The 13,197-nt window shown below is 39.9% G+C and carries 7 protein-coding genes and 1 pseudogene; 3 read left to right on the top strand and 5 right to left on the bottom strand.

Annotated elements, in window-relative coordinates; translation table 11 throughout:
• On the top strand, positions 1-289 hold a 289-nt coding region (locus VNJ50_RS06950; protein ID WP_325580329.1), incomplete at its 5' end, for a hypothetical protein.
• Positions 290-391: 102 nt separating this feature from the next.
• Here VNJ50_RS06950 and VNJ50_RS06945 read toward each other — a convergent pair.
• The 4 genes and pseudogenes from VNJ50_RS06945 to VNJ50_RS06930 form a co-directional block, all read right to left on the bottom strand.
• Positions 392-2,623, bottom strand: a complete 2,232-nt coding sequence (locus VNJ50_RS06945) for a beta-N-acetylglucosaminidase (RefSeq protein ID WP_325580327.1) — start codon at positions 2,621-2,623, stop codon at positions 392-394.
• Positions 2,624-2,668: 45 nt separating this feature from the next.
• On the bottom strand, positions 2,669-4,444 hold the full coding sequence (locus VNJ50_RS06940; protein WP_325580325.1) for a DUF4091 domain-containing protein: 1,776 nt from the start codon (positions 4,442-4,444) through the stop codon (positions 2,669-2,671).
• A 230-nt stretch (positions 4,445-4,674) separates the two neighbouring features.
• A pseudogene (locus VNJ50_RS06935) lies at positions 4,675-6,286 on the bottom strand (beta-N-acetylhexosaminidase).
• A 77-nt stretch (positions 6,287-6,363) separates the two neighbouring features.
• Positions 6,364-7,320, bottom strand: coding sequence for a M20/M25/M40 family metallo-hydrolase (locus VNJ50_RS06930; protein ID WP_325580323.1), 957 nt, complete (start codon positions 7,318-7,320; stop codon positions 6,364-6,366).
• A gap of 171 nt (positions 7,321-7,491) precedes the next feature.
• Here VNJ50_RS06930 and VNJ50_RS06925 point away from each other — a divergent pair, with 171 nt between their 5' ends.
• Positions 7,492-7,920 carry a GNAT family N-acetyltransferase gene (locus VNJ50_RS06925; RefSeq protein WP_325580321.1) on the top strand — a complete coding sequence of 143 codons (429 nt, stop codon included), beginning with the start codon at positions 7,492-7,494 and terminating at the stop codon, positions 7,918-7,920.
• Positions 7,921-7,939: 19 nt separating this feature from the next.
• Here VNJ50_RS06925 and VNJ50_RS06920 read toward each other — a convergent pair whose 3' ends face one another.
• Positions 7,940-12,028 carry a two-component regulator propeller domain-containing protein gene (locus tag VNJ50_RS06920; protein WP_325580319.1) on the bottom strand — a complete coding sequence of 1,363 codons (4,089 nt, stop codon included), beginning with the start codon at positions 12,026-12,028 and terminating at the stop codon, positions 7,940-7,942.
• 279 nt (positions 12,029-12,307) lie between these two features.
• On the opposite strand from VNJ50_RS06920, the gene VNJ50_RS06915 reads away from it, so the two are divergent.
• On the top strand, positions 12,308-13,197 hold an 890-nt coding region (locus VNJ50_RS06915), incomplete at its 3' end, for a Gfo/Idh/MocA family protein (protein WP_325580317.1).

Here is a 13,197-nt window from a genome sequence, read left to right as displayed (position 1 = left end):
TGTGACCAAAGGATTTTTTGTTTTAATTATTTCATGGTGTTTTTTAGACACGAATTGCACGAATTACACGGATGACATTGATATTGTTCTCTGCGCCTCTGCGGCTTGGCTAGCATTATTTCACGGAGATGCGCGGAGTTTTTGGACACGAATTGCACGAATTACACTGATGGCATTGATATTATTCTCTGCGCCTCTGCGGCTCTGCGAGCATTATTTCACGGAGTGTCTTCATTTTAATTTTCAATTACAGTTAATGGCTTTGGAATGTTTATCAATGCTTCTATAAACCATATCCAGACGAAACAATGCCTCTCAAATATAACTTATTTGTATTAGTTCTCAAAGATTTGTTATTGAGTTAAATTGTTCTATTCAATTCCGATCCTCATCACCGCACCTCCACCTTAAATAACTCCATCTTCACCTCTAAAGTTTCCGAAGTCGTATTAATAATCCTAATGAATTTTGTGGTTTGGTTTACGGTAGCTTGTAGCACGTCGTATTTTGGTTCTGTTGCCACGGTGGTCCAATGGGTGCCGTCATTCGAAACTTCCAATTTTAGGTCTTTATAGACCGTTGTCGGTGATAGTTTGCATGTCATTTTCTTTATGTGTGTTCCTTCTTGTACTTCAAATCCGAAATAGGCTTGTGGCGCCAAAGGGATGATTTCCAATGGCGGATTTAGCGTTAAAGTGCGATCTCGTAAGCTGATTTGTTGGTTTTGAAGTTGGGCAATAGTGGTAAATAATTGATGCGGATTATAATTGACGTCCACTTTGAGATGCTTGTTAAAGGTTTGGTTATAGATGTTGGTGAAATGTGCAAAGCCCTTTTCAATTAATGGCGCCACCACCAAAGTTGCAGTTTTGACACCGGGTTGGTAAGGGTTTTGGTTTTCGGTATGGTCTAGTTGATACATTTGTGTTTTGATGGCTTTAAAGGCGTGATAACTGCGTTCAAAAGCATCGGTTTGTTTGGCTTGTAGTGCGGCGTGCATGTTCAGCATAACAAGACCGGATTGGCCAAGTAATTGGAATTGTTTTACCCAAGGTCTAATTTCATCCAAAAGTATTGGATTGTCTGTACTGCTCAATAAAATATACGAAGCTTCAACCATGGCTTGGAATTCGGCTTGGATGGCTTCAAGATTTTTAATGTTTTGACCGCTTTCAAGATCTTTAAGAAAAGCTTCGGCTTTTGGTGCAAAGGCTACCGATTCGACCCGGCGGTATTGATGGCCATTCGGACCTAGATCGCTATTATGGTCAGTGAAAATTTCTAAGGCCTTATAACTTTCTGGCATAATGGTTTGGAGGGCGCGCAACCTGTTGTTTTCGGGTTGGTATGCCGCCATGTTCCAGGTGTAATCGGCTACCCCGTAAATGGCGATTTTAGAGGCTTCGGCATGTTCCATCGGGTTGGACACAAAACCAGAAACGTCATTGGCAATATCCGTTCCGTTGCCATAAGTTGGGCCCATGAGCAAATGGTTCCGGACATAATCCGAAACCGGGAAATTCCACCATACAAACGCTTTGCGCTGTATCTTGGCATTGATCCACGCCATGGTTTCGTGGTCAATATCCGACACCACCCGATTGCCCGTCCACATGATCCTAATGGAAGGATCCAGCTCTTTGCCTAAGGTTTCCAAATAACCGCCGTCGGGTTTGGACCAGCTTTTATTGTATTCAGTAGGGCACATAATCAATGGTTTGACATCTTTTTTGACCTTAACAAAGGCAGTGTTCAAATAATTCAATAGCCCTGCTTGTTGGCTGGGGTTGGTGCCTTCGCCTGAAATGTCATCAAAAAACACGGCATAGGAACGGATGCCCAAATCGTACATGAGTTCAAATTTGTGGAGTAGGGCAGCGCGGTCGTCATTATTCCATTGGATGTCCTGACCGGGGTGGATGGCCCAAACAAAGTCTAAGTGATTGCTTTCGGCACGGTCGATGAGTTTTTTTAATTGCGCAGCTTCTGCATCGGGATACGGTTCTCTCCAGTTGGGCGAACTGTGGTAAGGATCGTTTTTGGGGCCATAAATATAGGTGTTCAATTTGTTTTGTCCGTAAAAATCCAGCTGGCGCATGCGGTGTTCAAAGCTCCATGGTGTGCCATAAAAACCTTCTACAACACCTCGTGCGCTGACATTGGGATAATCTACAATGTCGCCTTGCGGAAATTGATCGGATGCCAATAAAGCGAGTAAGGTTTGGACACCGTAATAGGTGCCTCGTGCATCACGGCCGATAATCGTAATGTTATCAGAGCTGCTATTGATATAATAACCCTCTGGATGTTGAGGGACTTTTTTGAGAAGCTTTTTATCAAACTTAGCATGGATATCGCCTACGCTAACCGCAATGCCATTATTAGACGTATTGGTTTCGTTAAAAAACGTGGACAATAAGTGTTGCGTAGCTTTATCGACGTTTTTAGGCTGTAATTTAAACTGGGTTGGCGTGTTTGTATAACCTGTAATCACAATTGTTTGCGGCGTTGGATTGATAGCAATGTTTTGTGCAAGACTGTAACAGGTCATCAATAAAAACAATCCAAGAGATAACAGGTGCTTAACAATGTAAGGGCTTATAAGTTTATATGGTTTTATCACGATACTAATGTGTTTTCTGAGGTTTTTAAAAAGTCTGAATAATGATTAATTGAGCTGTTCGGCCAAAATATTAAGGACGTTTTTGGCGTCTTTAAGCATAGCTTCAAAATTGACGGGCTTTGAGGTCACGTTGAATTGTGCGACCACTTTATCCAAATGGTCCAGTTCATCCAAGAGCTTTCTTTCGGTGAGTTCTTCTCTTAATAGCCTTATTTTTTCAGCATCTTGAATGCCTTCTCTCAAGGTTTCAAAGCGAATGGAACTTCGGTTATCCGGATATACGATATAGGTATCGCCAGCCGGCCAAGTCCTGAAACGGGAATCTTCCAAAGGATGCTCCACCCAACTGTTATAGGACCAGCGCAGGAAACCATCAAAATCGGCCGCAATGCTGTACCAGCCGATAAAAACACCTTCGGCGGGTGGCGAAAAGGTAAACGTATTAGGGAAAGGATCCGAGCAACAGACATAATGCGTGCTGATATAGCCGTTTTCCCTTCTTTGGGTTAAATCGATTTCATCAACTGGATGTCCAAAGGCAACGGACATATCCTTAAGTTCGTTAGGATACAGTTTGTAACTTTTATGATTGTCGGCAAACGAAACGCCAAACTCAGGCGCATGGGCGTTCAGTAATTTAAGCATGGCTTTCATTTCTTCAGGCCCGCGCTCGTCGATGGCAATCCGGGTGATGGTATTCCAGCCTTTTTGTTCCAAATGGGCTTTAAACTGCTCTAAAAACGGAATCCAGAGGTCGTCATAAGCTTGGGTTCCCGGAGCGGCGACTAGTTTTACTTCTTTATTTTCGGCTTCGTCAAAATAGTAAAACTCATTGCCCCATGGCACCATCGAGTAGCAGCTGATTTGGTTTTTGACACCCAGATCCATCATGAGTTGTACCCAATTGTCAAAAATGGTATAATCGTAGGTCCACGTGCCATCGGCTTTCTTTCTCCAATCGATCATCGCTTCAAACTGATCAAAAGTCTGTCCGCCCCAAGGTCTTTTGTTCAAGGATACGGTGATTACTTTTTGTCCGGCATCGGCAAGGCGTTTCATGATGGGTTTGAGTAGTTCATAATGCTCGGCAGACCACGGTTGAACCTCATGGAAACGTGCCACGGCATAAGGGTTTTGCCAAAGGTCCAAATGGAATTTCCATTCGGAAACATCGGGCAATACTTTATCGATCACGCGGATAGAGAATGCCATGGTTTGGCTTTCTTGACCTTTGATATCGATGGTAAAGGTACTTTTATAGGTCCCAGCTTTCGCATCCGACGGCACATCGATGGTCACCCAAATAGGTCGGGTTTCTTGTGCTTTAATGGCGTAAGAGGTGACGGGATCTAATGCATCGGCGGCTAATGAGGCTGGGAAGTCTTCTGGTTTTCTATAACCACATCCTTCGCCAAACACATCAGTGATGACGTATTTTACAAAATGGATAGCGGCGATAGAAGCAGGAAGGCTGTTGCCATTATCCGATTTGAAATCGGAGATTTTAGTGTTCACTTCGGTTAGGGAGTCCTTGCTCCATAATACCAATTGCGCTGAGGTGCGTTCGCCTTTCCAAGCGGCACCTTCCCAGGTGGATTGGTGATTGATTTTAGGGATTTCACTACGCACAAAACGAATGTCGGTTGAGGTTACGGAGGCTTGTAAGCCTTCAGGAACAGCCGACCAATCTTGATCCATGCTTGGTGCGGGATCTTGGGGCTCGTCATAGGTTTGGGCGACGGTAAAGTGGTTGGTTTCCTCTTGACATGCCAATGTGAATAGCATGGCAAAGATGAGAAGGGATTTGAGTAATTGTTTCATTTGAGATGGTTTGTTGGTTGTTTCGGGTTTCTAGTTTCAAGTTTCGGGTTTCAAGTTTCTCCTTGTTGTCTTGATTTAATTTCAACTTCTGGAACACTGATGACGCTGATTTTACTGATTAGCGCTGATTTATTTCTAGTTTCAGGTTTCTAGTTTATGGCCTTCTTAGTTATTCGGATTCGACTTCAATTTCTCCCGATAGCTATCGGGATTCAATTTGTTTCCAATAATCAAAGCTTATCATAATCCTTATAGTAATTAATCCCCAAGTCCTCCCAATGCTTCACCATCTTTTTGAGAGCTATTTTAAAACTTTCGTAATCTTTGTTTTCAAGTTGCGTCCAGCCTACTTCGGCGTAAGCGGCTATCCGAGGGAACGTTTGACGCTCCACATCGGCGTTGGTCGGGGTCCATTCGCTCCACATTTGGCAGCCTAAGCCGTAAATGTTTTTATGGTATTGTAGGTCCAATCCTTCGGGAATAGGATTAAAATGATACGCTTTTTCCAATGGAATGGAGGTGTAACTATAATCCAAATAGGTGCTGCTATGCAATGAATTGACAATATCGTAGCCATTTTGGGCAGCGTTGGCCAACAATTCCAAATCACCTTTCCAAAATTGGATGATCGCGTTTTTTGCCAATTCGGTTTCTGCTTCTTGGTCGTCTTTCTTTTCTTCAAAATCTTTATGGATGTTTTTGCCTAAAATCTCGTTCCAGCCCATCATACGGCGCCCATGATCGGCAATGAATTTTGAGATGTTATTGGTAAAATCGATTTGTAGATCGGCTGGTGTTTTGATGTTATGCGCTTTCATATAAGCTTGTACAGAAGGCGTATTCTCCCAAACGTCATAGCCCACTTCATCACCGCCAATATGGATCACTTCAGTCGGAAATAATGCAAATAGTTCAGTTAAAACATCTTTTATAAAAGTGATGACTTCGGGTTTGGTCACATCATAATTGTCATACAAACGACCAAATACCGCAGGGACTTCAATATCCACACCAGCAGTTCCCAACCACGTATAGGCCGCAATGGCAGCGCTGGCATGGCATTTCAAATTCTGGGACGACCGTAATGTTGCGTGCAGCGGCATAGGCCACAATGTCCTTTATCTGTTCTTGGGTGTAAAATCCGCCATGTGGCTCGCCCGATCTTTTTCCGCTTTTCCACGTGCCAATTTCGCTATCGGCACGAAAACCGCCAACTTCGGTGAGTAATGGGTATTTTTTGATTTCAATGCGCCATCCGGCATCATCGGTTAAATGCCATTGCAAAGTGTTCATTTTTAACAATGCCATTTGATCGATCATTTGATTCGCAAAGGCTTCGCCATGAAAATAGCGCGCATCATCCAATAAAAACGCACGCCATTTAAAACGTGGCTGGTCTTGGATACGGACGGATGGAACCAAATAAGTGATGGCTTGGGAATTTTCTGCAGTTTCAGCAGAAACTAATTGTTTTAAAGTTTGTACGCCGTAAAAATAACCTGCGGCATCATTGGCCAAGATGCTTATCTTTTTTGGTGAAACGATCAATTCATACGCTTCTGGGCCCAAATCTTCGTTTTGTTCAAAACTGATGGATGCGCCATAACTTTTAACTAAGGAGGATTTAAAATCGGTGGTTTTTGAAATATAAGCTTGAAGATCGGTCGCGGCATTTTGCTGTTCTTTTAGATCGGCGAAAATCTGTTGTCCGTCTTTAATGGCAAAAGAACCTTCATTTAATTCTAAAGTGGTTGGTTTTGGAAGAACTGCGATTTCGGATGCTGAAAAGGATCGGGTGTTTTCTTCGCAATTCGTGAAGGTGATGAGTGCTATTAAAGCCATAGATATAAGTCTCATTTATTATGGTTTAGATGAAAATAGTGTGATTGTGATGTAGGGTTAAAGATGATCATTGTTTTTTAATCTTGTGGTATAAATTTAAACTTATAATCGGTTGCAGCAAAATGCATTAAAGCCGCATAAATATAGTCGCTAACTTGTTTTTCGCCGGGAATGTTTATTAAATCGGCAGTATCTTCCGGTCTGTGATATTGTGGATGTCCGCCCGTATGAATGCCCAAAACCGATAATCGGGCTTTATAAAACGACACATGGTCCGAACCGCCTACTGATCCTGCATGGACTATTGGCGTTAAGTTTAGCGATTGGCCTAAGTTTTGCATAAAAGCGACACCATCGGGGAAAGTTCCGGCACCACCCATATATACGTGTTTTTCATCGTTTAGCCGGCCTACCATATCCATATTGATCATCAATTTAATTTGCGATAACGGAACCAAGGGCTGGTCTATAAAATATTGGCTTCCCAATAACCCTTGTTCTTCGGCACCAAAAGCAATAAAAATAACACTGCGTTTTAAGTTGTGTTTATTGGCGGCTACTTTTTCGGCAATTTCCAAAAGTGCGGCCGTGCCACTGGCATTGTCATCGGCACCATAATAAATGGTATTTCTTTCATCTGATTTTGATGACGGACCGCCCATTCCCAAATGGTCGTAATGTGCGCCCAGAATGATGTATTCGTTTTTTAAACTTGGGTCATTGCCTTCCAGATACGCCACAACATTTGAGGTTTTTGCTAAAGGTTTTTCGGCTTCGCCTTTATCCACACGCAAGCGGGCTTTAAATTTCTGTTGGTAGCTTTTTCCTAAAGGCAGAAGACCTTGTTTTTTGAAATCTTTGATGATGTATTTTACAACATCCCGATTGCCTTTTGTGCCAGGATATCGACCTGCATTTTTCTCGGAGGCCAAAAATAAAATGTGGTCTTTGAGTTCGTTTTCGGTGATTTCTGATTGCGCAATGCCAGTGAAATAATTGATGATTATAAATAAAAACAGAAGTGATTTAGACATAGTGGTTTTTTTGGAGTGCTGGTGCTAATTTCGGTAATCTTTAGGTTGTTTTGGATATTTTACAATGGAATTTGTGATCTATTTTAGACAGTTACCTGCTTTTGAGGTGTATGGGGTTTCAGAATCAATATTGAAAAAAATACAAGTAAATAAATCCTTATTTTTGTTGGTATGAAAATTTATAAACTTATCACAGTAACAGACGAAGTTGTACATGCTTTTGAGAAGTTGGTTCCGCAACTTGCTCCTGATTGTACATTGCCTTCAAAGGAAGATTTACAAGCTATTGTAGATTCCAATCATACCATACTTTTTATGGCCGAAGAACATAATGAACTATTGGGAACTTTGACATTGGTGCTTAATAAAATTCCTACAGGCAATAAAGTTTGGATAGAGGATGTTGTGGTGGATAGCTCCGCAAGAGGCAAAGGTGTTGGCGAAGCACTGATCCAATTTGCCGTGGCATATGTCAAAGACCAAAACATTACAAGTATCAATTTGACGTCTAGTCCTGACCGTGTTGCTGCCAATAAGTTGTATCAAAAGTTGGGTTTTATAAAACGACAAACCAATGTGTATAGATTGACAATAATATAATGCCTAAAAGTTAGCGTCGCTATAAAAACGTGCCGACGTCATGTTTTTTCAAATAGGCATCGATTCCAATTTTATGGGCTTCATCCCTGAAATTCATGGGGTTCTTTTTAAATTGCTTTTTAAAGCATTTTGAGAAATATTTAGGATCATTAAAACCGGTCATAAAAGCCGTTTCTGAAATGGAATACCCTTGTTTTACAATTAAGACAGCAGCTTTCTTTAAACGTAATGAACGTACAAAATCTACCAAACTTTGCCCGGTTAAGGCTTGGCATTTTCTGTATAAACTGGAATAGCTCATATTTAAAGGTATGGCCAGTTCTTCCATTTTAAAATCGGCATTTTCCATGCGTAGGTTAATATTGGCAACCAAGTTTTCAAGGAATATTTCGTCTTGAGATTTCTCTTCGGGGAATTCTGGATTTGCAATAATCTCTTTTCGGTATTTAGAGATGATATGGTCTTTGGCAATGAGGATGTTTTGAATTTTAAGCAATAACTCATTGGTGTTAAAGGGTTTGTTGATATACTCAATAGCGCCCGATTTTAAACCTTCTATCTTGGAATTGGTTGAGTTTTTTGCGGTCAATAATATAATTGGAATGTGTTTAGTAAGTGGGTTGTCCTGCAATTGTTTTGACATTTGGATGCCATCAAGTTCGGGCATCATAATATCGCTCAAAATAAGATCGGGGATGTTGTTTTTTGCATACTGATAGCCTTCATTTCCATTTTCGGCTAAGATGATGTTATAGCGCTCTTGCAAGAGTTCCTTTAAAAACAGTTGCAACTCCATGGTGTCTTCCACAATGAGGATGGTTTTTTTCAGAATGCTGGTTGTTATGGTATCATACAATTGTGGGTTATGCGGCGAATGTATTTGGATCGGCTCGTCTTCATAATCTGCCATGATTTTTTCTTCATCGGTATAGGCTTCTTCATGGATTGGAAAAGTGATGGTAAATGTGGTGCCATCCGTAACCGATGATTCTACTTCAATTTTTCCTTTGTGTAAATCGATCAACTCTTTGGTTAATGCCAGTCCAATGCCTGTTCCTTTATTTTTCTTGGTGCTTTTGGCTTGGTAAAACAGTTCGAAAATTTTGGTCAGTTCGTCTTTTGGAATTCCGGAGCCTGAATCGGCCACAGCAATTTTGATGATTCGTGTGCCGTTGATAGGCGTAATGGTCAAAACTACATGACCTTCTTTTGGAGTAAATTTGAAAGCATTTGAAAGAAGGTTATAAATAATATGTTCTATTTTTTCTTTGTCATACCAAGCTTCAATTCCATTTTGTGGCACATTAATAGTGAAGTCAATTCTTTTGAGTCGTGCTAATTCCTTGAATGATTGGGCGATGTCATCAATGTTTTTGGACAGATTGTTTTTGGTGACAACTAGTTTTAGTTGGTCCAGCTCCTTGTTTCTTACCAAAGTTAGTTCATAGGCTATTTTAGAAAGTCGTTTAGTGTTGTAGGCAATGATATTGAGCCGCTGTTTTAAAAGTAGATTCCCGTTCTTTTCCGCATTGTGGATCATGTCTTGAATGGGGCCCAAAATCAGGGTGAGGGGCGTTTGGATTTCATGTGACATTTTTGCAAAAAAGTTCATTTTCAAATCGTGCAGTTCATTTTGTTTCTGATGGTTTACTTTTTCAACAAACAATTTCTTTTTTAAGCCATACCAGCGTCTTGCAACATAAATTAATAGGGCTATAAAAGTGATATAAACCAACCATGCCAATGGTTTGTTCCAAAATGGTTGCTCAATGACTATGGTAATACTTTTGGCCGGAATGTCCCAAACATTATCTTTTGTGCCTGCTTTTACCTCAAAAGTATAAGTACCCGCAGGGATATTGGTGTACGTAGCAGAGCGCTCTGTGTGACTGTTTATCCAGTCTTTATCAAAACCTTTGAGGCGGTAAGAGTAAATATGTTTGGGATATAAAATATTATCTAATGCTACAAACCGGAAAGAAAAGGACGATTGGTTGTATTTTAAATGCAAGTTGGTCACGTTAGTTATACTATTGCTTATCTGTTCGGGCAATAAAACTTCAGCGGGCTGGTTAAGTACTTCAATAGCACTTATTTGTAGGGTTGGTTTTGATTCCCTTTTAAAAAGATCTTTTGGATAAAAATAGTTAAGGCCTTTTGTTCCACCAAAATACAACATTCCATTATGGTCCTTATAAGCGCTTCTTGATAAAAACATATTGTCTTGAAGGCCATCTGTTATATAATAGGTTTTTAGGATGGAATCTTGGGTATCGTAATTAATGATGCCGTTGGAGGAACTGATCCATAAATTATCATTTCCGGTATTGATCACGGCAGCCAAAGATCGATTTGATAAACTGGAAACATGTTCGAATGACGAAAAATTATGATTTTTTGTGTCGTATTTTAGTAGTTTTCCATTATCGTTGATTACCCATAAACTATGGTATGTGCCTTCTGAAATGTATTTAGCACTTTTTATGCGATCTAGGTTTTCGTTGAGGATGGAGCGGTCAATGAATGTTGAAGCTTTTAAATTATTGTGGTTTTCATTGAACTGAAATAAGCCACCCTCGTAGATGCCCAGCCAAAGCGCACCGTTTTGTGTTTCGAGAATACTTTCTGCAATGATCCCTTTTAAATCGTCCCTATTATATTCAAAAGAAGCTAAAAGTTCGAGTGTGTCGGAATAGATATTCAGGCAGGTATTGGACCCTACCCAGATGCGTCCTTTGCTATCTTTGTAAAGCGTTCTAACATCGGATGCTTGTTGACCTTTGGCATTTGAAACCGGTATTTTTTTAAACACTTCGGTTTTGGAATCATAATGCCATAGTCCGTTTTTATAAGAGCCAAACCACATGTTGCCTTTATGGTCTTCGGCAATGGTTTGGATATAAAATCCTTTATTGGTCGTCGCATCATTAAAAAATTGTTTTTCACGGGTGGTGCCATCATCGTTAAAATTGATTTTAGTAAGTCCGGAACCGTCCGTTCCTACCCATAATACATTGTCAGAACTTCGGTAAGCACTTAAAATTCTATTGGGTGTTCCGCTTTCTGAACCTTCGTGGTAATTGATGCTGTTATCGGCATTTGGTAAAATATTCAAATTGCCATAATTGGGTACAATCCAGATGTTGTTGTGGTTGTCTTCATTAACATGCACAATCGTATTGCTGCTTAACGAGGAGCTGTTGTTGATTTGTTTGGTAAATAAAAATACTTCACCAGTGGTTAGATGTACTTTATATAGCCCACCGCCGTCGGTGCCGGCCCACAAAAAACCATTGCTATCACAGTAAAGGTTTAAGAACAATTCATTTTTGATATTATGGGTGTTTCCTTTAAAGAATGCATCTTGAATAAATTGTTTGGTTTTAATGTCATACAAAAACAGCCCTTTGGTTTCAGTACCTATCCAAAGTCTGTTGAAGTTATCTGCAAGCAATCTTAAACTTTCTGGATAGTTGTTAAAGGGGGCAGCGATATCCAAAATGGTATTTGATGCCATAGAATATGAAATGACATTGCCGTCGTTAGTTCCTAAAAAAACATCTTGATTGGGGCTTACCGCAATATCCGTAATGCCTTTTGAGCTGTTGTTCAATTTGGGAATAGTGGTAATGCTATCCATTTTTGATTGTGCATACATAAGTATACTGCCTTTTGATGTAGCTAACCAAAGTGCCTTGTTTTTTGAGGTGATGGCACTTACTTTTTTGTTTTTTAAAAGTGTTGTGATATCTTCAAATGAGCCTTTTGTATGATTATATTGAGTTAAGGATCCAGCATCGGAAAGTAGCCAGATATTCTTAAAATCATCAATTAAAATCTGTTTTATGGATTCGTGTTGTTCAGATTTTGGAAATATAACTGGATTATCAATCATTTTGTAGCTGTAACCATCATACATATAAACGTCGCCACCTTGTACCATCCAAATGTTTCCAGAGGCATCTTGTATGGTTTTGCTGACGTTAATTGCTTTATTATTTAAGGAAGGCGATAATTGGGTGAAATTGACATGATGTTGTGCCCATAAGGATGTTGTGAGTGTAATAAAAAAGCAAACGGCATTAATGGAATTCCTCAATCTGTACATAAATCAATTTTTATTTGGAAGGCTATACGATTAAGATTCGGTATAGTTTTTAAACATCTTTTTGATATTTCGGTAAAGGTATTAATAAAAAACTTGAGTGGATTATTGCCCTAAAAGAGATTGTATTATTGATGGAAAATAATTAGTCAAAAAGGAGTAATTTTTCATCAACAGCTATGAATGTCCTCTAAACGACCAAATTTTCTACCTTTTTTCAGGGTGTAATTTTCATATTTGGGATGAAGATTTATTAACGAAAAATTAACTATTACATAACGTATGAGTTCGAGAAGAGATTTTGTCAAGAAGACAGCATTGGCAGGAGCCGGATTGGTAATGCTTCCTAATATGTCGTTTGGTACGATATTAGGGTCATCCAAGCAGAAATTAAGATTAGCTTTTATAGGCGTTGGTCTAAGAGGTTGTAACCATTTGAATAATGCATTACTTAGAAAGGATGTAGAAATTGTTGCGATTTGCGATGTTGATCCTGCGAGAATTGAAGTGGCATCAAAAATGATAAAAGATGCAGGTTTTGCCAAGCCTAAGATTTTTGATAAATCAGATCAAGATTATCTGAATCTTCTAAACATGAAAGAGGTTGATGCAGTGGTCATTTCTACACCTTGGTTGTGGCACACAAAAATGGCCGTCGATTCTATGAAAGCTGGAAAATATACCGGTCTGGAAGTTTCGGCAGCCAACACTTTGGAAGAGTGCTGGGACTTGGTCAATACGCATGAGCAAACAGGATCGCATCTTATGATTCTTGAAAATGTGAACTACCGTCGCGATGTTCTTGCCGTATTGAACATGGTAAAACAAGATGTTTTTGGTGAGTTGGTCCACTTTAGATGTGGCTATCAGCACGATTTGCGTGGCGTAAAATTCAATGATGGTAAAACGGCTTATGGAAAAGGTGTTGAATTTGGCGATAAAGGGATTTCAGAATCCAAATGGCGAACCCAACATTCATTATTAAGAAACGGTGACGTTTATCCAACACATGGTCTTGGACCAATGGCTGTAATGTGCGATATCAATAGAGGAAACCGTTTGACATCCTTAACTGCCAATGCGACCAAAGGCATCGGGTTGCATAATTATATTGTTGAAAACGGAGGGAAAGATCATCCTAATGCCAAATTAAAGTTCAAACAAGGTGATGT

The sequence above is a fragment of the Gelidibacter sp. genome (assembly GCF_035577925.1).
In the GTDB taxonomy this organism is placed as follows: domain Bacteria; phylum Bacteroidota; class Bacteroidia; order Flavobacteriales; family Flavobacteriaceae; genus Gelidibacter.
Note: the sequence above shows the minus strand (reverse complement) of the source record. Positions and strands in the feature narration are given on the sequence as shown.

Bases quoted from the DNA above. Each gene is read 5' to 3' on its own strand.
- VNJ50_RS06920 (WP_325580319.1), bottom strand. From the start codon at position 12,028: ATGTACAGATTGAGGAATTCCATTAATGCCGTTTGCTTTTTTATTACA.
- VNJ50_RS06940 (WP_325580325.1), bottom strand. From the start codon at position 4,444: ATGAAACAATTACTCAAATCCCTTCTCATCTTTGCCATGCTATTCACA.
- VNJ50_RS06925 (WP_325580321.1), top strand. From the start codon at position 7,492: ATGAAAATTTATAAACTTATCACAGTAACAGACGAAGTTGTACATGCT.
- VNJ50_RS06930 (WP_325580323.1), bottom strand. From the start codon at position 7,320: ATGTCTAAATCACTTCTGTTTTTATTTATAATCATCAATTATTTCACT.